The sequence below is a fragment of the Micromonospora endolithica genome (assembly GCF_003626595.1).
Taxonomy (GTDB): Bacteria; Actinomycetota; Actinomycetes; order Mycobacteriales; family Micromonosporaceae; genus Micromonospora; species Micromonospora endolithica.
In genome coordinates this window covers 940,688-962,419 of sequence record NZ_RBAK01000001.1, presented here as the reverse complement: position 1 = coordinate 962,419, position 21,732 = coordinate 940,688, and the positions used below count along the sequence as shown (strand labels likewise).

The 21,732-nt window shown below is 73.2% G+C and carries 18 protein-coding genes, 1 other RNA gene and 2 pseudogenes; 17 read left to right on the top strand and 4 right to left on the bottom strand.

All coding sequences use genetic code 11. The features are described from left to right. Positions 1–9 precede the first annotated feature (9 nt). The 3 genes and pseudogenes from D7223_RS34225 to D7223_RS04300 all read left to right on the top strand — a co-directional run. Positions 10–700 (top strand): annotated as a pseudogene (locus D7223_RS34225) (ATP-dependent helicase); the annotation flags it as partial. A gap of 29 nt (positions 701–729) precedes the next feature. Further along, positions 730–3,219, top strand: a pseudogene (locus D7223_RS04305) (SNF2-related protein); the annotation flags it as partial. Next, positions 3,216–4,130: an SWIM zinc finger family protein gene (locus D7223_RS04300; RefSeq protein ID WP_120724965.1), complete on the top strand. Its 915-nt coding sequence runs from the start codon at positions 3,216–3,218 to the stop codon at positions 4,128–4,130. The pseudogene D7223_RS04305 and the gene D7223_RS04300, both read left to right, overlap by 4 nt. Before the next feature lie 20 nt (positions 4,131–4,150). Here D7223_RS04300 and D7223_RS04295 read toward each other — a convergent pair whose 3' ends face one another. Then, positions 4,151–4,408 (bottom strand): DUF3040 domain-containing protein, encoded by a 258-nt coding sequence (locus D7223_RS04295; RefSeq protein WP_120724963.1) that lies wholly within the window; start codon positions 4,406–4,408, stop codon positions 4,151–4,153. Positions 4,409–4,862: 454 nt separating this feature from the next. Here D7223_RS04295 and D7223_RS04290 point away from each other — a divergent pair, with 454 nt between their 5' ends. The 5 genes from D7223_RS04290 to D7223_RS04270 are packed head-to-tail and all read left to right on the top strand — an operon-like array spanning position 4,863 to position 11,158. Beyond that, complete coding sequence (locus tag D7223_RS04290; RefSeq protein ID WP_120724961.1) at positions 4,863–6,959, top strand: DUF1800 domain-containing protein; 2,097 nt, start codon at positions 4,863–4,865, stop codon at positions 6,957–6,959. A 20-nt stretch (positions 6,960–6,979) separates the two neighbouring features. Then, positions 6,980–8,347, top strand: coding sequence for a DUF1501 domain-containing protein (locus tag D7223_RS04285; RefSeq protein WP_238161546.1), 1,368 nt, complete (start codon positions 6,980–6,982; stop codon positions 8,345–8,347). Beyond that, entirely contained in the window at positions 8,344–9,762 is a 1,419-nt protein-coding gene (locus tag D7223_RS04280) for a ferredoxin reductase family protein (RefSeq protein WP_120724957.1), read from the top strand. Before D7223_RS04285 ends, D7223_RS04280 begins: the two co-directional genes overlap by 4 nt. A 15-nt stretch (positions 9,763–9,777) precedes the next feature. Beyond that, entirely contained in the window at positions 9,778–10,389 is a 612-nt protein-coding gene (locus D7223_RS04275) for an FMN-binding protein (RefSeq protein ID WP_120724955.1), read from the top strand. A gap of 46 nt (positions 10,390–10,435) precedes the next feature. Continuing rightward, positions 10,436–11,158 carry an FAD:protein FMN transferase gene (locus D7223_RS04270; RefSeq protein WP_120725759.1) on the top strand — a complete coding sequence of 241 codons (723 nt, stop codon included), beginning with the start codon at positions 10,436–10,438 and terminating at the stop codon, positions 11,156–11,158. A gap of 327 nt (positions 11,159–11,485) precedes the next feature. Here D7223_RS04270 and D7223_RS04260 read toward each other — a convergent pair whose 3' ends face one another. Continuing rightward, positions 11,486–12,157 carry a bifunctional DNA primase/polymerase gene (locus D7223_RS04260; protein WP_120724951.1) on the bottom strand — a complete coding sequence of 224 codons (672 nt, stop codon included), beginning with the start codon at positions 12,155–12,157 and terminating at the stop codon, positions 11,486–11,488. A gap of 240 nt (positions 12,158–12,397) precedes the next feature. Here D7223_RS04260 and D7223_RS04255 point away from each other — a divergent pair, with 240 nt between their 5' ends. The 7 genes from D7223_RS04255 (at position 12,398) to mctP (ending at position 19,250) form a co-directional block, all read left to right on the top strand. Then, positions 12,398–13,627 (top strand): helix-turn-helix domain-containing protein, encoded by a 1,230-nt coding sequence (locus D7223_RS04255; RefSeq protein WP_120724948.1) that lies wholly within the window; start codon positions 12,398–12,400, stop codon positions 13,625–13,627. A 16-nt stretch (positions 13,628–13,643) separates the two neighbouring features. After that, positions 13,644–14,219 (top strand): flavoprotein, encoded by a 576-nt coding sequence (locus D7223_RS04250; protein WP_120724946.1) that lies wholly within the window; start codon positions 13,644–13,646, stop codon positions 14,217–14,219. A 112-nt stretch (positions 14,220–14,331) separates the two neighbouring features. Then, positions 14,332–15,162, top strand: a complete 831-nt coding sequence (locus D7223_RS04245) for a Nif3-like dinuclear metal center hexameric protein (protein WP_186832364.1) — start codon at positions 14,332–14,334, stop codon at positions 15,160–15,162. Further along, positions 15,159–15,896, top strand: a complete 738-nt coding sequence (locus tag D7223_RS04240) for a zinc ribbon domain-containing protein (RefSeq protein ID WP_120724942.1) — start codon at positions 15,159–15,161, stop codon at positions 15,894–15,896. The genes D7223_RS04245 and D7223_RS04240 overlap by 4 nt, the downstream gene beginning before the upstream one ends. 3 nt (positions 15,897–15,899) lie before the next feature. Further along, positions 15,900–17,141 carry a bifunctional RNase H/acid phosphatase gene (locus D7223_RS04235; protein WP_120724940.1) on the top strand — a complete coding sequence of 414 codons (1,242 nt, stop codon included), beginning with the start codon at positions 15,900–15,902 and terminating at the stop codon, positions 17,139–17,141. 201 nt (positions 17,142–17,342) lie between these two features. Next, entirely contained in the window at positions 17,343–17,594 is a 252-nt protein-coding gene (locus tag D7223_RS04230; protein ID WP_120724938.1) for a DUF3311 domain-containing protein, read from the top strand. Between the two features lie 6 nt (positions 17,595–17,600). Next, the gene (gene mctP, locus D7223_RS04225; protein ID WP_120724936.1) at positions 17,601–19,250 is read left to right on the top strand and encodes a monocarboxylate uptake permease MctP; all 1,650 of its coding nucleotides are present in this window, start codon (positions 17,601–17,603) and stop codon (positions 19,248–19,250) included. 100 nt (positions 19,251–19,350) lie between these two features. Here the strand turns inward: mctP and D7223_RS04220 are convergent, their stop codons facing one another. Beyond that, entirely contained in the window at positions 19,351–20,112 is a 762-nt protein-coding gene (locus D7223_RS04220; protein ID WP_120724934.1) for a sulfite exporter TauE/SafE family protein, read from the bottom strand. A 22-nt stretch (positions 20,113–20,134) separates the two neighbouring features. Beyond that, positions 20,135–20,755, bottom strand: a complete 621-nt coding sequence (locus tag D7223_RS04215) for a GNAT family N-acetyltransferase (RefSeq protein ID WP_238161543.1) — start codon at positions 20,753–20,755, stop codon at positions 20,135–20,137. 156 nt (positions 20,756–20,911) lie between these two features. Between D7223_RS04215 and D7223_RS04210 the strand changes: the two genes are divergently transcribed. Both D7223_RS04210 and rnpB read left to right on the top strand, forming a co-directional pair. Beyond that, the gene (locus D7223_RS04210; protein ID WP_147252431.1) at positions 20,912–21,253 is read left to right on the top strand and encodes a hypothetical protein; all 342 of its coding nucleotides are present in this window, start codon (positions 20,912–20,914) and stop codon (positions 21,251–21,253) included. 17 nt (positions 21,254–21,270) lie between these two features. After that, positions 21,271–21,687, top strand: an RNA gene (gene rnpB / locus D7223_RS04205) — RNase P RNA component class A. Positions 21,688–21,732: the final 45 nt, after the last annotated feature.

The following is a 21,732-nucleotide window of genomic DNA, read 5'->3' as shown; positions in this document are numbered from 1 at the left end:
GGGGAGTGCGTGCTGGTCATCCACGGCCTCTGGTGGCCCGGCGCCGGGCTGGTGCTCTGGGCGGAGGACAGCACCCGGCCGCCGCACGCGCCGCGACGTCCCGGCCGTGCGCCCCGGGAGCGCCCGCACCCGTTCGCCGCCGACCACCCCGACCTGGTCGCGGCGACCGCCGCGACCGTCGAGCCGACGCACCCCGGCACCGCGCTGGTCGCCCTCCCCACCCGGGCCGGCTCGCCGCTGGACTCACCGGAGCTGGTCCGGACCGCCGTCGCGGAACCGGTCCGCGGGCCGGTCACCCTGGCCGGGTGGCGGGTCCCGGTCCTGGTGTACGCCCCGGACGCCGCCCTCGCCCTGCTCCGCCGCCTCGGCGAGCTGGCCGCGGTACCCGGCGCGACCCTTCGCCACCTCGCCGAGGTGGCCGCCTTCGCCGACGACCTGACCACGCGGGGCCGGGTACTGCCCGGCGTGACCGATCCGGAGCCGTCCTCCGAGGACGCGACGGCCTCCCGATCCGACGATGCGGCACCGCCCCGGCCCGGCGGTGGTGCGGCGGTGGCGTCCCAGCCCGGCGGCGGGGCCGCCGTCGACGCGTCGACCGTGGTCTCCGCACGGGCGGTGTGGCGGCCGCTGCTCACCGGCACCGACGCGGCCTGGGCCCGGTCGTTGGCGCTGGCGCTGCCCCCGGCCGCCCGCGCGGCCACCGACCTGCGCCTGCCGCACCCCGCGCCGGGTGGTGGGGCCGACCAGGAACCCGGTGCGCTGGTCGCCGAGGTTCTCGACGCGCTCACCGACGCCGCCGTGCGGGACGGCCTCGCCGACGCCGCGCTGGGTCGGGGGGCCCGGCGGCTCGGTGCGGTGCCCGACTGGCTGGCCGCGCTCACCGGGACGCGCCGCGACTTCACCGCCGACCGGGCGGCCCTGGAGACCCTCCGCGCCGAGCTGGACGGCTGGCAGCGGGACGCGGCCGGTGGCGCGGTACGGGCGAGCTTCCGGCTGGTCGAGCCGCCGGATGACGAGATCGACGCACCGCTGGTGGTGGTGCCGGCCGACCCGGCCACCCCGGTCGAGGCGGCGGGCGGTCGTTGGCGGGTGGAGTTCGGCCTCCAGGTCGCCGCCGAGCCGGGCCTGCACACCGACGCCGGCACGGTCTGGGCGGCCCCCGGGTCGGTGACCCACCTGGATGCTCCACAGGAGACACTCCTGGCCGAGCTGGGGCGGGCCAGCCGGCTCTGGCCGGAGCTGGACGACGCGCTGCGTACCGCCGCCCCGGAGGGGTTGGACCTGGACGCCGAAGGCGCGCACCGGTTCCTGCGCGAGGGCGCGCCGGTGCTGCACGCGGCCGGCTTCGCGGTGCTGCTGCCGTCCTGGTGGCAGCGGCCGTCCGCCCGGATCGGCGCCCGGTTGCAGGCGCGCAGCCGTACCGCGCCCGGTACGGTCGCCACCGGCGCGGGGGTCGGCATGGACGCCCTGGTCGACTACCGCTGGGAGGTCGCCCTCGGCGACCAGCCGATGACGGCCGACGAGCTGGCCGCGCTGGCGGCGTTGAAGACCCCGCTGGTACGGATGCGGGGCCGGTGGGTCGAGCTGGATCCCCGACGGCTCGCCGCCGGCCTGCGGCTGCTCCGGTCGTCCGGGGAGCTGACCGTCGGCGAACTGCTCCGGCTCGGGCTGGGCGACGGGGGGCAGCCGGACGCCCTGCCGGTGCTGGAGGTCGCCGCGGACGGCCCCCTGGGCGACCTGCTGGCCGGTGCGGTGGAGCGGCGGCTCACCCCGCTCGACCCGCCGCCGTCGTTCGTCGGGACGCTGCGGCCGTACCAGCGGCGGGGGCTGGCCTGGCTGGCCTTCCTCCAGTCGCTCGGTCTCGGCGGAGTGCTCGCCGACGACATGGGGCTGGGCAAGACCGTGCAGTTGCTCGCCCTGCTCGCCGGGGACCCGCCGGACGCCGGCCCGACCCTGCTGGTCTGCCCGATGTCACTTGTCGGCAACTGGCAGCGGGAGGCGGCGAAGTTCGCGCCGGCGTTGCGCGTACACGTGCACCACGGCGCGGAACGGGCGCGGGCGGCGGCTTTCACCACCGCCGTGCACGACGCGGACCTGGTCCTCACCACCTACTCGGTGGCGGCGCGGGACGCGGTGGACCTGGCCGGCGTCGACTGGCACCGGGTCGTGGTGGACGAGGCCCAGGCGATCAAGAACGCCTCGACCCGGCAGGCCGAGGCGGTGCGGGCGCTGCCCGCGCGACACCGGATCGCGGTCACCGGCACGCCGGTGGAGAACCGGCTGGCCGACCTGTGGTCGATCATGCAGTTCGCCAACCCCGGCCTGCTCGGTCCGGCGGCGACGTTCAAGAAGCGGTACGCCGAGCCGATCGAGCGGCACGGCGACGCCGACGCGGCGGAGCGGCTGCGCCGGATCACCGGCCCGTTCGTGCTGCGCCGGCTCAAGACCGACTCCTCGATCATCTCCGACCTGCCGGAGAAGCTGGAGATGGAGGTGGTCTGCAACCTCACCGCCGAGCAGGCGGCGCTCTACCGGGTGGTCGTCGACGACATGCTGGCGAAGATCGAGGCCAGCGACGGCATCGAGCGGCGCGGCCTGGTCCTGGCCACGATGACCCGGCTCAAGCAGGTCTGCAACCATCCGGCGCAACTGCTGCGCGACGGCTCGGCGCTGGACGGCCGCTCCGGCAAGCTGGCCCGGCTGGAGGAGATCCTGGACGAGGTGCTCGCGGCGGGGGAGAAGGCGCTGCTGTTCACCCAGTACGCCGAGTTCGGCGGCATGCTGCGCGGGCACCTGTCGGCCCGCTTCGGCCGGGAGGTGCTGTTCCTGCACGGCGGGGTGGGCAAGGCCGACCGGGACACCATGGTCACCCGGTTCCAGTCAGTGGACTCACCGGCGCTGTTCGTCCTGTCGCTCAAGGCCGGCGGCACCGGCCTGACCCTGACCGCCGCCAACCACGTCGTGCACGTGGACCGGTGGTGGAACCCGGCCGTGGAGGACCAGGCCACCGACCGGGCGTTCCGGATCGGCCAGCGGCGGCGGGTGCAGGTCCGCAAGTTCGTCTGCGCCGGCACCGTCGAGGAGAAGGTGGCCGCGCTGATCGCCGACAAGCGGAACCTGGCCTCCCGGGTGGTGGGCACCGGCGAGCAGTGGGTCACCGAGCTGTCCACCGCCCAGCTGCGGGAGTTGTTCGTCCTGGAGGACGGGGCGGTGGCGTGACCGAACGGGAGGGTGGCCGGTTCGCCGACTACGGCCGGCCGCGACGGGTCGACGGGGGTCTGCGGGCGCGCAGCACCCGGGGCGCCATCGGCCGGTCGTGGTGGTCGCGGCGGTTCCTGGAGGTGCTGGAGTCGTTCGCGCTGGGCACCCGGCTCACCCGGGGGCGGTCGTACGCGCGAGCCGGCCAGGTGCTCCGCCTCGACGTGGCACCCGGCGAGGTCACCGCCCTGGTGCAGGGCTCACGGGCGGAGCCGTACCGGGTGCGGATCGGGTTGCCGCCGTTCCCGCCCGACCTCTGGTCCTCCGTCGAGCGGCAGGTGGCCGGGCAGGCGTTCTTCAGCGCCCGGCTGCTCGCCGGGGACCTGCCCGAGGAGCTGGAGGAACTGTTCGCCGCCGCCGGGGCGCCGCTGTTCCCGACCGGCGTGGCCGAGCTGAGCCAGCGGTGCAGCTGCCCCGACTTCGCGGTGCCCTGCAAACACCTGGCGGCCACCTTCTACCTGCTCGCCGAGGCGTTCGACGCCGACCCGTTCGCGCTGCTGCACTGGCGGGGTCGCGACCGCGCCGAGCTGCTGGATCGCCTGCGGGAGCTGCGCGGCGGCACCGTCGAGCCGCGCGGCGACACCGCCGACTCGTCGTCCACGGTGGTCGGAGCGCCGGCTGTGGTCACCGGGTCCACCGTGGAGCCGGCGCCGGCCGGGGCCGCCCGGGTGCTCGCCGGTCTCGCCCCGGCGCCGCTGGCCGCGACGGTGGACCGGTTCTGGGTTCCGCCGGTCCCGTTGCCCGACCGGCCGCCCACCCTGGCCACCGGGCCGGACCTGCTGCTGCGTCAGCTCGGCGCGCCGGCACCCGCGATCGGCGGGCCCGGCCTGCTGGAACGGCTGCGCCGGGCGTACCAGCGGCTGGGGCGGTGACGACGGCCGGTCCGGACGCCTCACAACCAGCGGCGGCGGTAGCGCCACATGATTCCGGCGTTGGCCAGCAGCACCACCGCGCAGATGGCGCCGGCCAGGCGTCCGGCCACCACCGTCAGCGCCGGAAGCGCGGCCCAGAGCACGATGGTCAACAACATCAGACAGCGGCCTCGCCGGGCCCGTGCCCGATCGTCCACCCGGGCGAAGAACGCCGGGTCGCTCTCTCGAAGGTGCCGGGTGATCTGCTCGAACCTGCGCTGATCCTCTTTGCTGAGCATGTGCCTTCCCCTCACGCGTTCAGCGGTTCGGCGGCATACCCGCTGCGAAGGTGGCTCACGCTCCCCTCCTACTGCTACTTTGCCGACGGCAGCCCTCCCGGCAACGACCCGGTGTCCCGTGCGGTTGTTCAGCTCCGACTTAGCGATTCCTTAAGTTTGTCTGTGCCGGTGAACGGCGTCCCGGGCGACGCGTGTGCGGAGAACGTCACGCCCGCTCACCGGTGTGCCGCGTACGCCCTGCTCGGGAGGTCTGTCGCCAGGCGGTCGGCGGTCGCGGGCCTCCTCCGGGCGCGCAGGGCCGCCTTAAGTCCCGCCGTGGGGGGTTTCGGCGCTGCTTGAAGGCACCCGAGGGCTTGGCTACCTTCCCGTAGCAACCTCCTCAGGCATCAGCCGCCGCACCCGGACGCTCCCCCGGTCTCGGTCGTTGCGGCGCAAGAGAAAACAGGATTGGTACATGGCCGACCAGAATGTGCCACCACGTCGACCGCGGGACGACCGCGGGTGGGACGGACCCCAGCACCCCAGCTCCCCGGCGTACGACGGTCACGCGTCCGCGCCGTACGGCTACGACACCCCACCGCAGGGTGGTTACCCGGCCCCGAACGACCCGCACGGGCAGTACGGCCACCCCGGGTACGGCAACCCGTACGCCCCGCCGACCCCGCAGAGCCCGCCGGGTCCGCAGTGGGTCGGACCGCAGGGCTTCGGTTACCCCGCCCAGGCCCCCGCGTCCCGCGCGGAACTGCCCAACCTGGACGACGACGGTGACCCGGGCCGCAAGGTCGGCCGGCGCAAGGCGCTGGCCGCGATCGGCGGCACCGCCGCGGTGGTCGCCGGTGGCGCGGCCCTGGCGATGACCCCGCAGATCCGTGGCCTCTTCGGCGACGACGCGGTGGCCGGTGACGCCACCGGCACCACCGTCACCGACGGCACCGCGGCCCGCCCCAGCGGCCAGCAGCCCAGCACGGTGCGTACCTACACCGAGCAGAACGAGAGCTACATGGGCTCCCGCGCCGGCGAGGCGCTGAAGAAGAACACCCCGAGCGGTGGTCGTACCTTCTCCGGCCCGGCCGCGGCCGCCGCCGAGACCAAGGTGACCGTCAAGACGGTGCTGGCCAAGGACCCGATCCTGCACCTGGCCCGGCGCGCCACCTTCGGGGCCACCCCGAAGGTCGTCGCCGAGATCAAGGAGCGGGGCATCGACGGGTGGCTGCGCTGGCAGCTCGACCCCGACAAGATCGCCCCGACCAAGGGCGAGCTGAAGCTCGCCGAGCTGCCGACCCTCAAGCTCAGCTCCGAGCAGGTACGCGCGCAGCGCGACCAGCTCAACGAGCGCGGCGCGCAGCCGGAGCGGGAGATGGTCGAGGCCACCATCGCCCGGCAGATCTGGTCCGAGCGTCAGCTCTTCGAGGTGATGGTCGACTTCTGGAACGACTTCCTGCACGTGGCCGCCGACTTCGACGGCGGTGAGGTGTACCGCAACTCGTTCGACCGGGACGTGGTGCGGGCCAACGCGCTGGGCAGCTACCCGCAGATGCTGCTCGCCGCGAACAAGCACCCGGCGCTGCTGCTCTACCTGAACCAGAACGACTCCCGCGCCGACGCGGTCAACGAGAACCTCGCCCGGGAGAACCTGGAGCTTTACTCGGTCGGCGTCGACGGCGGGTACACCGAGAAGGACGTCCGGCAGGCCGCCATGCTGCAGACCGGCCGTGGCGTGCAGGACGGCAAGTACGTCTTCCGCCCCGAGCGGCACTACGTCGGCAAGGTGAAGATCCTCGGTTTCACCCACGCCAACAACTCCTCGGACCCGAAGAAGGCCGAGGCGGCGATCGACGCGTACATCAACTACATCGCGCTGCACCCGTCGACGGCGAAGTACGTGGCGCAGAGCCTGGCCACCCGCTTCGTGTCGGACACCCCGCCGAAGTCCCTGGTGGACCGGTTGGCGAAGGCCTACACGGTCAACAAGGGCATGGTGAAGCCGCTGCTGATGACGCTGTTCAGCTCCTCGGAGTTCTGGGCCGCCGTCGGGCAGAAGGTGCGCCGGCCGATGGAGTACCTGGTCGCCTCGTACCGCTCCCTGGGCGTCTCCCCGGACGCCGCGCCGGGCCACGACAACCGTGACGACAAGCGCACGCCGTACGCCCGTGGCCTGCGGCAGATCCACGACAAGATGCGGGAGCTGGGCCAGTTCCCGATGGGCCAGCCCACCCCGGACGGCTACCCCGACGTGTACGTCGCGTGGACCTCGGCCGGCACGATGGTCAACGGTTGGAACGAGGCCGGTGAGATCATCGCCGGTTACCGGACCCACTTCACGCACACCAAGGCGGAGAAGCTGGTGGCCAAGCCGCCGGCCACGGCCGGGGCGTACGTCGACGCGCTCTCCCTGCGCCTGGTCGGGCAGAAGCTCAGCGCCAAGGAGAAGGCGCTGATCCTCGGTGTGGCCGGGGTCGCCTCCGGCGCCCGGGTCGACGCGACGTTCAACGGGGCCGTCGCCGCTGTCGCGCGGGCGATCCTCGCTTCCCCCCAGCACCACCTCCGGTGAGGCCTCCGATGGAGAAGACTGTGCACACGTTCCCCCTGCACCCCGAATGCCCCGACGTGCGGCGGCTGGCGGACAACCCGGCCGAGGCGCTGCTGCGCGCCGAGGCCGACATCGTCGCCGCCGAGAACGCCGCCGAGCGGGACCGATACCGCCGGTTGGAGGACCTGGAGGAGGCCCAGCAGGACGGTCGCGGGGTGACCCGGCGGACGTTCGTCGCCGGTGCCGCCGCCACCGCCACCGCGCTGGCCACCGCCCAGTTCGTCACCACCTCGGCGTCGTTCGCGGCGACCAAGACCGGCACCCTGATCCACGTCTTCCTCTACGGCGGGCTGGACGGGCTGAGCCTGATCGCCCCGTCGAACGACCCGGTGCTGGCCAAGGCCCGCCCGGACCTGACCCTGGCCGAGGACTCCCTCGCGCTGGGCCGCAACTTCAAGCTGACCAGCGCCTTCAAGCCGCTCGAACCGTGGCTGAAGTCCAACCAGCTCGGCTTCGTCCCGGCGGTCTCCGACGAGCGGCTGTCCCGCAGCCACTTCCAGGCCGCGGACGCCTGCAACCTGGGTGGCCTGCCCGGCGAGACCGGCGGCCGGGGCTGGCTGGACAGCCTGGTGGACGCCCTGGGCAAGGGAACCGCCTTCCGCAGCGTCGGCATCGGCAGCACCCTGCCCCGGTCGCTGGTCGGCACCAACGGCGCGCTGTCGCTGAACAGCGTCGGCTCGCTGCGGCTCAACGGCGACGACAAGTACCGGGCCGCCACCGAGAAGGCCATCAAGGGCCTCTTCACCGGCATCAACCACCCGGTCGAGGAGTCCGTCCAGGACGGCCTGGGCGCGCTGGCCACCGCGCAGCGGCTCGCCGCGAAGCCGTACCAGCCGGCCGAGGGCGTCGAGTACCAGGGTGTCGGCTACGCGTTCCAGCAGCTCGCCCAGCTCATCAAGGGCGGGGCGAACGTCCGGGTCGCCACCGTCGGCATGGGCGGCTACGACACCCACGAGAACCAGGGCACCCGCGAGGGTGGCCAGCTGTGGCGGCGGCTCAACGAGCTGGCCTCGGCGATGGCGGCGTTCTTCACCGACCTCGGCGACGCCGCCGAGAACGTGACGATCATGGTGTCCAGCGAGTTCGGCCGGCGGGTCGCCTCCAACGGCGGCGGCACCGACCACGGCCACGGCGGCGTCATCACCGTGCTGTCCGGCCGCAAGCTCGCCGGGTCGCTGCTCGGCACCTGGAACGGGCTGAGCGACCTGGACTCGGGCGACGTGCCCGAGTACAACAACATGTTCAACGTCTACGGTTCGGTGGCGCAGGGCCGCTTCGGGCTCACCAACGCGGAGGTGGACAAGATCTTCCCCCGGATGAAGTACACCCCGATGAAGCTGTACGCGTGACCTACCCACCCACGCACGCCTCCGGCCGCCGTACCGGGACCTCGTCCCGGCACGGCGGCCGGCAGGCTGTGGACGTACGACCCCAGGTGCCGCCGCGGCGCGGACCCGGTGGCCGGCGGGTGCTGGCCGCGCTGCTCGTGGTCGGCCTGCTCGCCAGCGTCCTGCCCTGGTGGCTGGACACCCCGGCCGGCTCGTTGAAGACCTCGGCCGCCACGGTCACCGCGGCCGGCCGGATCACCGGACTGATCGCCGGATACCTGCTGCTCGTGCAGGTGTTGATGATGAGCCGCCTGCCGGTCCTGGAGCGCTGGATCGGCGGGGAGAACATCGCCCGCTGGCACCGCGACGTCGGCGCCACCCTGCTGGTCGCGGTCCTCGCGCACGCGTCGCTGATCCTCGTCGGGTACGCCGACCTGGAGAACAACTCGGTCCTCACCGAGGCCGGCGTGCTGCTGCGCGACTACGAGTACATGGTGTCCGCGTTCGCGGCGGCCGGCCTGCTGGTGGTGATCGGCTTCACCAGCGTGCGGGCCGTCCGCACCGCCCTGCCGTACGAGGTCTGGCACGTCCTGCACCTGTCCAGCTATCTGGTGCTGCTGCTCGGGTTCGCCCACCAGTTCAGCAACGGCGCCCAACTGTTCCGGCCCGGCCCGGTGCGGACCATGTGGATCGCGATGTACGTGCTCGTGGTGGTCGCCCTGCTCTGGGGTCGGGTGCTCGCGCCGCTGCGACTGAACCTGCGCCACCGGCTGCGGGTGGCCGACGTGGTCGCCGAGAGCCCGGACACCATCTCGGTGTACCTGACCGGCGACCGGCTCGACCGGCTGGAACTGCTCGGCGGCCAGTACTTCCGCTGGCGCTTCCTGACCCCCGGCATGTGGTGGCAGTCCCACCCGTTCTCCGTCTCCGCCGCCGCCAACGGGCGCTGGGTGCGCCTCACCGTCAAGGTGGTCGGCGCGCACACCCGGGACCTGCGGGACCTCGACCCGGGCACCCGGGTGTGGGCCGAGGGCCCGTCCGGCACGTTCACCGCCGCCCACCGGGTCCGCGAGCGGGCGTTGCTGATCGCCGGCGGCAGCGGCATCACCCCGATCCGCGCGATGCTGGAGGAGCTGCCGCCGGGCGCGGCGCTCATCTACCGCGCGAGCACCCCCGCCGACGTGCTGCTGCACCGCGAACTGGACTGGCTCGCCCAGGCCCGGGACGTGCGCATCTGGTACGTCGTCGGCTCCCGGCACGATCCCGGCCCCCGCGAGGTGCTGAGCCCGGACGGCCTGCGCCGGCTGGTTCCGGACCTGGTCCGGCGGGACGTCTACCTCTGCGGGCCACCCGGCCTGGTCGAGCAGTCGCTGACCGTGCTGCGCCGGGCCGGCGTGCCCCGCCGGCAGATCCACCTCGCCACGTTCGAGCTGTAGGAAGGCAACCTCCCCATGCGCCGCGCCCTGCTCGCGATCACCGGCCTGGCGGCCAGCACCTCCGTCCTGGTGGTGCTGAAGGGCTCGCCCGGCGCCACCCAGGTCGCCCAGGACCTGCCCCGCACGCCGACGCCGGTGGCACCCGGCTCCGCCGATCCGGCACCGGCCGAGGGCGAGGTCGCCGCCGAGGCGTCGGCGGCCGCCACCACCGGCCCCCGACCGAGCCGCAGCCCCAGCCGGGCGCCCTCGGCCCGGCCCAGCAGCGGCTCCGGGTCCGACGGCGGCGGCCAGACCCGCAAACCGTCCGCGCCGCGGACCACCACCAAGCCGCCCGCCCAGCCGACCACCCGCACGGTGACCGGCCCGGTGGTGGAGAACGAGTACGGCAACGTCCAGGTCCAGATCGTGGTGTCCGGCAGCCGGATCGTCGACGTGCGGGCGTTGGAACTGCCGCAGGAGACCGCCCAGTCCGACCAGCGCAGCGAGCAGGTCAACGGCCGGTACAGCGGCAGCGGTGGCCAGGTGGTCGAGCGGCAGAGCGCCGACGTGGACACCGTCTCCGGGGCGACCGCCACCAGCACCTCGTACAAGCAGTCCCTGCAGGCGGCGATCGACCGGGCGAACTGACGTGCCGGCGATGACCCGCCCCGGGCTGCGCCGGGTCGAGCAGATCATGGGTACGCCGATCAGCCTCGACCTCGCCGACGACCTGCCCGCCGAACGGTCGCACGAGCTGGCCGAGGACGTCTTCGGCTGGCTGCGCGAGGTGGACGCGCGGTTCAGCACCTACCGGGAGGACAGCGAGGTCCGCCGTTTCGACCGGGGTGAACTGCTGCTCTCCGAGGCGTCGGCGGACCTGCGGCTGGTCCTGGAGCGGTGCGCCGACCTGTGGGGGAGCACCGACGGGTTCTTCGACGCGTACGCCACCGGTGGCCTGGACCCGTCCGGCTACGTCAAGGGCTGGGCCGCGCAGGTGGCCTCCGACCGGCTGCTCGCCGCCGGGGCGGGCAACCACTGTCTGAACGCCGGCGGCGACGTGCGGGTACGCGGGCTTTCCTCGTCCGGCCGGCCGTGGCGGGTCGGCGTGCGGCACCCGTGGGACCCGCACGCCACCTGCCTGGTGGTCACCGGCACCGACCTGGCCGTCGCCACCTCCGGCGTGTACGAGCGCGGGCACCACGTGCGCGATCCGCGCCGGGGCGCGCCGGCCCGGGGGCTGCGCTCGGTCACCGTGGTCGGCCCGGACCTCGGGGTCGCCGACGCGTACGCCACCGCGGCGGTCGCGATGGGCGTGGCCGGAATCGGCTGGCTGGACCGGCTTCCCGGTTACCGGCACGCGGTGATCACCGAGGACGGCCGCTGCCTGCACTCCGCCCACCTCCCGCTGGGGGAGTAAGGAAGGGCCCCTTCTTAACGCCTGCGGTAGAGGAAGGGCCCCTTCTTAACACCGCTGGGGCGGGGCGGGGCGGCGCGCCGCGCGCGGATCAGCGGGCGGGGCGGTGGGTGCCGGCGGGGCGGGATCCGGCGGGCCGGGGACGACCGGGCCGGGAGCCCGCCGGTCGGGTACCGGCCCAGCGGTGCCGGGGACGATGGTGGCGCGGCGGCTCGGCGCCGCCCGGATGACGCGTGGTGTCGTCGGTGGACATGGCAACCCCCGCTCCTGGCGCGTCCGCGCCGTTGTGGGTTAAACGACCGGGGACCCGCCGACGACTCTGGGTCCGTCTCAGGCGCCACGCCGGGGCAGCGGCAGGTGGCCGGGGAGCAGTTCCGACATGAGCGTCACCCCGGCGGCGCGTAACGCCTCGATCAGCGCGTTCTGCACCAGGTACGAGTCGGGTAGCTGCCAGCGGGCCTGCTCCGGCGCGACCACCCAGCGGACCGGCCCCTCGGGCAGCCGGGTCGGCGGCGCGGGAATCCACGAGCCGGGACCGTGCCGGACCACGTGGAAGCAGTGGTCCAGCTCGGGGCGGAGCGGGTCACCCGGCCGGACCAGGAACATCCACCGCCCGGTGGGGGTGGCCAGCGCCGGGCCGCGGACACCCACCCCGGCGGGGTGGCTGCGGACCGCGTCCAGGACGTGCCGCCCCAGGTGCGCGGGGACCTCCAGCACGTCGAAGGTACGGCCGGTGGGCAGGAGTACGCCGTGCGGCCGGTCCCGCCACCAGGTGGCCACCCGTGCCGGGTCGGCGCTGGCCCCGCGTTCCCACTGTTCCAGTGCCGGGTGGCAGCCGACCGTGGGGCAGCCGGGCCGGCCACAGACGAAGCGACTGCGGGCCAGGCACGCCCCGGGGGTCACCTCCCACCCGTGCATCGCGTAGCGGACGGCCACCCGGCGCAGGCGTACCCGCTCCAACGACGACAGGTGTGCCACGCGCGGTCCGACGTTCCCCCACATGTGTGTCCATCTCCCCTCGGCAGATCCGGCCGACGCCACAGGTCGGACGTCGAGCGCCGTCACTGCCGTAACCCGCGATCGTTGAGTTGACGAAACGGCTGATGTGCAACTTGCACGAAAGCTATGAGTACTGGCTGGACGGCCGACGTACAGGCTGTGCGACCAGGCAAAACCTGAAAGAGCGCCGCGGCGGGATCCTCCGGCGTGCCAGCCCGGTGGACGCCAGGGAGGGATGGGGAGATGGACGAACTACCCATAGGGCGGCGGGTCGCCTACTGGCGGGGGCGGCGCAAGATGTCCCAGCAGGTCTTCGCCGACCGGCTGGGCAAGTCGAAGAGCTGGGTGGACAAGGTCGAGCGCGGGGTGCGCCGGCTGGACAAGTTCTCCGTCCTCTACGAGATCGCCGACATCCTCCGGGTGGACGTCCAGCTGCTGCTGGGCAAGGACCCGGAGCGGCGTACCGACGCGTTGAACTGCATCGACCAGATCGAGGTGCAGGAGATCCGGGCGGCCCTGGAGCGGTACGACTCGATGAGCGCCTACTTCGACGCGGCGCCGTACCCGCCGCCGCTGTCGGACATGCGCAAGGCCGTGACGCACGCCTGGCTCACCTACCAGTACGGCCGGTACGGGATGCTCACCCGGGCGCTGCCGAAGCTGCTGCGGGACGCCCAGGCGGCGGACGCCGGCTCCGGCCGGGACGACTCGCGGGAGGCGGCGCACCTGCTCGGGCAGGTCTACCAGATCGCCTCGTCGGTGCTGCGCAAGCTGGGGGAGTGCGACCTGGCCTGGCTCGCCGCCGACCGTTCGATGGCGGTCGCCCAGCGCGCCGACGACCAGCTGCTGGCCGGCATCGCCACCACCCGGGTCTGCAACGCGCTGGTGGCGATGGGCCGGGCCCGCCCCGCCCTGGAGCTGAACGTCACCATCGCCAACCGGCTCACCCCCGGCGGCGGCAACGACGCGTCCCCGCAGCGCCTGTCCGTCTACGGCATGCTGCTGTTGCAGGGCGCGATGGCCGCCTCCCGGATCGGTGACTCGGCCACCGTCGACGACCTGCTCAACGGCGCCGGGGAGGCGGCGACCCTGCTGGGCGCCGACGAGAACCACTACTGGACCTCGTTCGGCCCCACCAACGTGGAACTGCACCGGGCCGCGGCGGCGGTCGAACTGGGCGACGGCGGCCGGGCGGTGGAGATCCACCAGCAGCGGATCCCGGAGCCGGCGTTCAACGCGCTGCTGCCCGAGCGCCGCGCCCACCACCTGCTGGACATCGCCCGGGGCTTCGCACAGATCGGCGACGTGGCCAACGCGGGCGAGATGCTGCTGCGCGGTGACCGGCTGGCACCGTCGGAGATCCGTTGCCGCCCGATCGCCCACGAGGTCATGTCCGACATCCTGCGTCGCACACGTGGTGCGCCGCCTTCTCCGATCGCGGAGTTGGCTGAGCACATGGGAGTTGGGGTATGAGCGCGGAGTCGGCCTGATGACCGGGCCGGGTCGCCACAGCGGGCACCGCGAGGTGCTCTACGTCATCGCCTGCGGGTCGCCGCTGGCACGCCACGTCGGGCGGCTCGTGGAGCTGGCCCAGGAGGAGGGCTGGGACGTCTGCGTGGTCACCACGCCGGACGGCGCCAAGTTCGTCGACCGGGCCGCGCTGGCCCGGCAGACCGGGCATCCGGTACGCACCCACTACAAGAACCCGGGTGACCCGGACGTGCTGCCACCGGCCGACGCGATGATCGTCTGCCCGGCCACGGTCAACACGGTGAACAAGTGGGCGGCGGGCATCACCGACACCCTGGCGCTCGGCCTGCTGGTCGAGGCGCAGGGCCTGGGCACCCCGCTGGTGGCGGTGCCCTACACGAACGCGGCGATGGCCACCCATCCGGCCTTCCGGGCCGGGGTGGCCCGGCTGGCGGAGTGGGGGGTGACCGTGCTCTTCGGCGAGGAGTTCTTCGCGCTGCACCCACCGGGTACCGGGGAGCGGCGCCAGCACGAGTTCCCGTGGGATCGACCACTGGCCGCCGTACGGCAACGGCTCTGCCCGGCCGTCGTCTGACCACCCGGCGCGGGACCGCGGTCGCCGGGGGCGTCGCGGTCCCGGACGGGTCCCGGCGACGGTAAGCTGGCCCGCCGTGAGCACACCCGCGGTTCCGCCCACCGTCGCCGACGTGGTGGCCGAGCTGGAGCGGCGCTATCCGCCGTCCTGGGCCGAGGAGTGGGACCGGGTGGGGCTGGTGCTCGGCGAGCCCGGCGCCCCGGTACGCCGGGTCCTCTGCGTGGTCGACGTGGTGCCGGAGACCGTGGCCGAGGCGGTCGAGGCCGGGGTCGACATGATCGTCGCGCACCACCCGCTGCTGTTGCGCGGGGTCTCCTCGGTCGCGCCCACCACGTTCAAGGGGCGGATCGTCCACCGGTTGATCAAGGCTGACGTGGCGCTCTACGTGGCCCACACCAACGCCGACGTCGCCGATCCAGGGGTCTCCGACGCGCTCGCCGCGCGGTTCCGGCTGACCGGGCTGCGCCCGCTGCACCGGCCGGCGGCCGGCTCGCCGGCCCACGGCGCCGGGCGGGGCATCGGCCGGATCGGCGAACTGCCCGAGCCGATGACCCTGGCCGACCTGACCCGGCACGCCGCCGCGGTGCTGCCCGTCACCGCCTGGGGAGTTCGCGCCGCCGGCGATCCCCGGCGTATGGTTCGTACCCTCGCTGTCAGCGGCGGCTCGGGGGACGGCTTCCTCGCCGACGCGACCGCCGCCGGGGTGGACGCGTACCTCACCGCCGACCTGCGCCACCATCCGGCGGGCGAACACCTCGCCGCCGGTGGCCCCGCCCTGCTCGACGCCGCACACTGGGCGACCGAACGACCGTGGTTGGACGACCTGGCCGCGCTTCTGCGGGAGTCGCCGGGCGTCGAGACGGTGGTGTCCGACCTGGACACCGACCCGTGGACCGTACACGCCGCCCCACCCGCGGCGGACGAGAAGGAGCCCCGCCCGTGAAGGCTGACCCGAAGGTCCAGCGTCGCCTGCTCGACCTGGCGGCGATCGACACCGCCCTCGCCCAGCTCGCCCACCGCCGGCGCTCGCTGCCTGAGCGGGCCGAGCTGGAAGCCCTCGCCCGGGAGCTGTCGGCGCTGGAGGACGAGCGGGTCCGCGCCCAGGTCGCCGTCGACGACCTGGACCGGGACATCGCCCGGTTGGAGAAGGACGTCGACCAGGTCCGGGCCCGCAAGAACAAGGACGAGGCCCGGTTGGCCGCCGGCACCGGCCCGGCCCGCGAGCTGGAGGCGCTCCAGCACGAACTGGTGTCGCTCAACCGCCGCCAGAGCGACCTGGAGGACGCCGAGCTGGAGCTGATGGAGCAGCGGGAGACCGCCCAGTCGGTGCTCGACGGGGTGGAGCAGCGGATCGCCGCCGCCCGGGAGAAGCGCGCCGCGGTCGAGCAGCGCCGCGACGACAGCCTGGCCGAGATCGCCCGGGACGAGGAGTTCAAGCGGGGCGCCCGGGGGCCGCTCGCCGCCGACCTCCCGGACGACCTGGTCACCCTCTACGACCGGATCCGCACCGACAGCGGCCTCGGCGCGGCCCTGCTCACCGGTGGCCGCTGCGGCGGTTGCCGGCTGGAACTCTACGGCGCGGACCTGGCCCGGATCCGCAAGGCGGACCCGGACGACGTGGTCCGCTGCGAGGAGTGCCGGCGGATCATGGTCCGCACCAACGAGTCCGGTCTGTAACCGATGGCGCCGCGCGTGGTCGTCGTCGAGGCCGACGGCGGGAGCCGGGGCAACCCGGGGCCGGCCGGCTTCGGTGCGGTCGTCAAGGACCCGGACACCGGCGAGGTGCTGGCCGAGCGCTCCGAGTCGATCGGCCGGGCCACCAACAACGTGGCCGAGTACCGGGGACTGATCGCCGGCCTGGAGGCCGCCGCCGAGCTGGGCGCCGTCGAGGTGGAGGCCCGGATGGACTCCAAGCTGGTGGTCGAGCAGATGTGCGGCCGCTGGCAGATCAAGCACCCCGGCCTGCGACCGCTCGCCGCGCAGGCGGCCGGGCTGGTCGCCCGCTTCGCCGCGGTCCGGTTCAGCTGGATCCCCCGGGAACGCAACCGGCACGCCGACGCGCTCGCCAACGCGGCGATGGACGCCGCCGCCGGGGGCGCTCCGGTCCGACCGGCGGCCACCCCGGCCGCCGAGCCCGCGCGGCAGGTGGCCGCGGCGGACTCGCCGGCCCGCGCCGCGGCCCGCGAGGCGGCGGCCCGGGCGACGGCCGCCGGGGCCGAGTCGGCCACCCGGGCGGCCATCGCCCGTACCACCGGGACCGACCCGGCCACCGCGCCGGCCTCCTGGGAGCCCCGCCCCACCTTCACCGCCACCCGGCTGATCCTGGTCCGGCACGGCGAGACCGAGTACACCGAGCAGCGCCGCTACTCCGGCCGCGGCGACGTCCCGCTCTCCGCGCGCGGCCGGGCCCAGATCCAGGCCACCGCCGCGCGGGTGGCCGCGCTCGCACCGTCCGTCGCGGCCGTGGTCAGTTCCCCGTTGTCCCGGTGTACGACCACCGCGGAGGCGATCGCGGGGGCGCTCGGTGGGATTCCGGTACGCCGCGAGGACGACCTGATCGAGTGCGACTTCGGCGCCTGGGAGGGGCGCACGTTCGCCGAGGTACGGGAGCGCTGGGCGGGGGAGATGGACGCCTGGCTCGCCTCCACCCGGGTCGCCCCGCCGGACGGCGAGTCGTTCACCGAGGTCGCCGAGCGGTGCCGCCGGGCGGTCGCCGGGCTGCTCGACGCGTACCGGGGAGAGACCGTGGTGGTGGTCTCGCACGTCTCGCCGATCAAGCTGGTGCTGCGCGACGCGCTCGCGGCCGACGACGCGTTCCTGCACCGGCTCTTCCTCGACGCGGCCGGCATCTCGGTGCTGGACATGTGGCCCGACGGCGGCATCGCGGTCCGCTCGGTCAACGACACCGCCCACCTGCCGTAAGGAAGGGCCCGTGTAAGGAAGGGCCCCCTGTTAACGCCTGGTGTAGTAAAAGGGGCCCTTCCTAACGGTCCGGGGCGGCCGTTCGGCGCAGCCGGGCGGCCGTTCGGCGCATCGGCGTCCGTCGTTCGGATGTGACCTGCCTCACCGAGTCGTAACCTCCGGGCCGGCACAGGTCGATCCGACAACGCGGAGGTGTGTCGCATGGCCCTATCCGAACCGGACGCGCCCGATCCGGAGACCCGCCTGACGGCGTCGTCCCGGGCGAAGGACAAGAGCCCCTGGAACTGGCTGCTCCTCATCCCCATCGTGGTGCCGCTGATCCCGCTGTTCTTCAACGGCGACTCGCCCCGGGTGTTCGGCTTCCCCCGCTTCTACTGGCTCCAGCTGACCTACATCCTGCTCGGGGTGGCGACCACCACGCTGGTGTACCAGATGACCAAGAAGCGGGGTTGATCGCTCATGTGGCGGGACCACCTCACCGAGATCATCGTCTTCACCCTGCTGTTCCTCCTGGTCAGCGGCATGGGCTTCGTGGCGGCCCGCTGGCGCGCCCCGAAGGACATGGCCCACCTCGACGAGTGGGGGCTGGGCGGCCGGAACTTCGGCGGCTGGATCACCTGGTTCCTGGTCGGCGGTGACCTCTACACCGCGTACACCTTCGTCGCGGTGCCGGCGCTGATGTTCGGCGCCGGCGCGGCCGGGTTCTTCGCGGTGCCCTACACGATCGTCATCTACCCGCTGGTCTTCCTGGTGCTGTGCCGGCTCTGGTCGGTCTCGCACCGGCACGGCTTCGTCACCCCGGCGGACTTCGTCCGCAACCGGTTCGACTCGCCGGTGCTGGCGCTGCTGATCGCCATCACCGGCATCGTGGCCACGATGCCGTACATCGCGCTGCAACTGGTCGGCATCGAGGCGGTGCTCAAGACCATGGGAGTGACCGGGGAGAGCGCCCTGGCCCGGCACCTGCCGATCATCGTGGCGTTCGCCATCCTGGCCGCGTACACCTACCAGTCCGGGCTGCGGGCGCCGGCGCTCATCGCCTTCGTCAAGGACACGCTGATCTACATCGTGATCCTGGTGGCGGTGCTGTGGCTGCCGCAGAAGCTCGGCGGTTGGGGCGCGATCTTCGACGCCGCCGACGCGAAGTTCCAGGCGTCGCCGAATCCGAACGACGGCATCACCCTCAACGCCAACAACCAGCTCCAGTACATCACCCTGGCGTTCGGCTCGGCGTTGGCGCTGTTCCTCTACCCGCACAGCATCACCGGCGTACTGGCCAGCCGGAACCGTGACGTGATCAAGCGGAACATGTCGGCGCTGCCCGCGTACAGCCTGCTGTTGGGGTTGATCGCGCTGCTCGGCTTCATGGCCATCGCGGCGGGGGTGACGCCGCTGCCGGGCAACTCGCCGGGCAGCGTGGACAGCAACACCGTCGTGCCGGTCCTGTTCGACCAGCAGTTCCCCGACTGGTTCGCCGGGGTCGCGTACGCGGCGATCGGCATCGGCGCGCTGGTGCCGGCGGCGATCATGTCGATCGCGGCGGCGAACCTGTTCACCCGCAACATCTACAAGGAGTACCTGCGGCGGGACGCCACGGCGGCCCAGGAGGCCAACGTCTCGAAGATCACCTCGCTGGTGGTCAAGCTCGGCGCGGTGGCCTGCATCGTCTTCCTCGACCCGCAGTTCTCCATCGACCTCCAGCTCATCGGCGGCGTGATCATCCTCCAGACGCTGCCGGCGGTGGCACTCGGCCTCTACACCCGCTGGTTCCACAAGGGCGCGCTGATCGCCGGCTGGGCGGCCGGCATGGGGCTGGGCATGTGGATGCTCTACCAGGTGTCCAGCCCGACCCGGAAGCACTTCGGCGGGTCGGCGTTCCCGCTGGAGAAGTTCGGCTTCGACACCCCGAAGACGATCTACGTGGGCATTATCGCGGTGCTGGTGAACCTCGCCGTCGCGGTGTTGCTCACGCTGATGCTGCGGGCGGCGAAGGTGCACGACGACGGCGACGGCACCACGCCGGACGACTACTTCGCCGACGAGGGCGACCCGCGGGTCACCCCCGGCCGCACCCGGGACGCCGACGCCGCCCCCGAACCCGTCGCCTGAGAGGTGTGTGAGGAAGGGTGTGAGGAAGGGGCCCTTGTTAACGCCTGGCGTTGTACAAGGGCCCCTTCCTCACACTCGACGCGGAGCGGCGGCGAGCGGGTCAGCGGAGGGCGCGCCAGAGCAGGTACAGGCCGATGACCGTGCCGAACGCGACGATCAGGGTCTTCAGGATCACCGGCGGGAGCCGGCGGACCAGCCGGGCGCCCGCGTACCCGCCGACCAGGGTGGCCGGCGCGACCACCGCGACCGCCGCCCAGTTGACCGGGCCGGCCAGTGCGAAGACCACCAGCGTGGTGAGACCCACCACCGCGGAGAGCAGGTTCTTGATCGCGGTCACCCGGGTCAGGGTCGCGTCGAGGACCAGGGCCAGGCCGGCGACCAGCATCACCCCGAGGGCCGCGCCGAAATAGCCGCCGTACACCGCGGCGACCGCGACCATGGCCTGCACGGTGACGGTACGGCGGCGCGGCGCCAGGTCGCGCGGATGCCCGACCAGCCGGCGCAGCGGATCCTGGAAGGCCAGCACCGCGGTCGCGCCGAGCACCAGGAAGGGTACGACCAGCTCGAACGCCCGCGCCGGGGTGTTCAGCAGCAGCAACGCCCCGCCGACCGTACCGATGACGGTGGCCGGCAGCAGCGTGGCCACCGCCCGTCGGCGCGGCAGGTCCTGGCGGCTGCCCGCGACGCTGGCCACGTACCCGGGGAAGACCGCGACCGAATTGCTCACGTTGGCCGGCACCGGGGGCAGGCCCACGGCGATCATCGCCGGGAACGTGATGAGCGAACCCCCGCCGGCGACCGCGTTGACCGTGCCCGCGGAGAGCCCGGCGACGAGCAGCAGCGCGGCGTCGGAGAGGTCCATGATCTGCGAGGCTAGTACGACCTCAGTCCGGCCGGGTCGCCCCGGTCGCCGCGTGCCACTCCCGGGCCAGCATCGCGTAGACCACCTCGTCGGTCCACTCGCCCCGGATCATCTCGTTCTCCCGCAGGTGTGCCTCGCGCCGCATGCCCAGCCGTTCCAGCACCCGGGCCGACGCGGTGTTGCGGGCGTCGATCCGCCCGACGATCCGGTGCAGGTCGAACGTGTCGAATCCGAGGGCCAACATCGCGGCGGCGGCCTCACCGACGTACCCGTGCCCCTGGTGGTCGGGGTGCAGCACGTAGCCGACCTCACCCTGCCGGTGCTCGGCGCTCCGCCAGATAAGCACCACGTCACCGACGAGCTGGCCGGTCTCCCGCAGCACGACCGCGAGCTGGACCACGTCCCCGACCTCCGCCAGCGCGGTACGCCTGCGCCGCCGCTCCAGCACGGCGCGGGTGACGTCCAGGTCGGCCGGCGGCCCACCGATCTCGACGTAACGGTGCAGCTCCGGCAGGGAGAAGTAGGCGTGGAGCGCCGCCAGGTCCGAGGCGGTGAAAGGACGAAGATCCAACCGTTCGGTACGCAGCGGAAGCGACGGCGTCAACACCAGCGCGGGGTACGCCCGGAGGCCGCGGACGATCACCGCCCTTTTCCGCCCCCCGCTCCCGCCCGCCCCGTGCGCGCTCCCCGTGATCATGGGATTGACGGGTGGATTGGAGATCATCTCGTCTGCTAACTCCATGATCGATGGAAGTGAGGATGGCGGGCGTCCCTGGATGGGGCCTTCGGGAGTATCTGGATGGGTACGACGATCAAGGCTGGTGGCCTGGTACGCGGTCGGTTGGCGGTGCTGGCTCGGGAGCGCGGGCTGATGATGCGGGAGTTGGTCGCGGAACTCGCCGGTGCGACCCCGACCGTTGACGAACTCCGTGAGCGGGCCCGCCGAGCCGAGGAGTACGTCCAGCAGCACCTCGCACCCGAGCTGGCAGAGTCCGATCCCGCGTTGGCAGCGGACACCTGGACCGCGATGGAGGCGTGTGCGGCTCCGGAGGCGCCGCCCGCGCGGGCTCTGGCGTCGTGCCGACGCGGGTCACCTGACGGCGGCCCGGGGCGGCAATATCGGCGGCACCGGCGTCGTTAGGATGGGGGCGCGACGGACGAGTCGACCGGGCGGTCGCGTCGGCGGGCTCCGGCCCGCCGCCGAGGAACGTCCGGACTCCACAGGGCAGGGTGGTTGCTAACGGCAACCCGGGGTGACCCGCGGGACAGTGCCACAGAAAACAGACCGCCGGCCCCAACGGGGACGGTAAGGGTGAAACGGTGGGGTAAGAGCCCACCAGCACCCCGGGTGACCGGGGTGGCTCGGTAAACCCCACCCGGAGCAAGGCCAAGCAAGGGACGTCACCGCAAGATGACGACCCGGCGCAGACGTTCGAGGGTGGCCCGCCCGATGTCTGCGGGTAGGCCGCAAGAGCCTGTCGGCAACGGCAGGCCGAGATGGATGACCGCCGCCGACGCGGGCCCCCTCGGGGTACGCGTCGCGCACAGAATCCGGCGTACAGGTCGACTCGTCCGTCGCCCACCAGCTCTGAGCCTGGATCCAGCCGCTGTGCTCGTTCC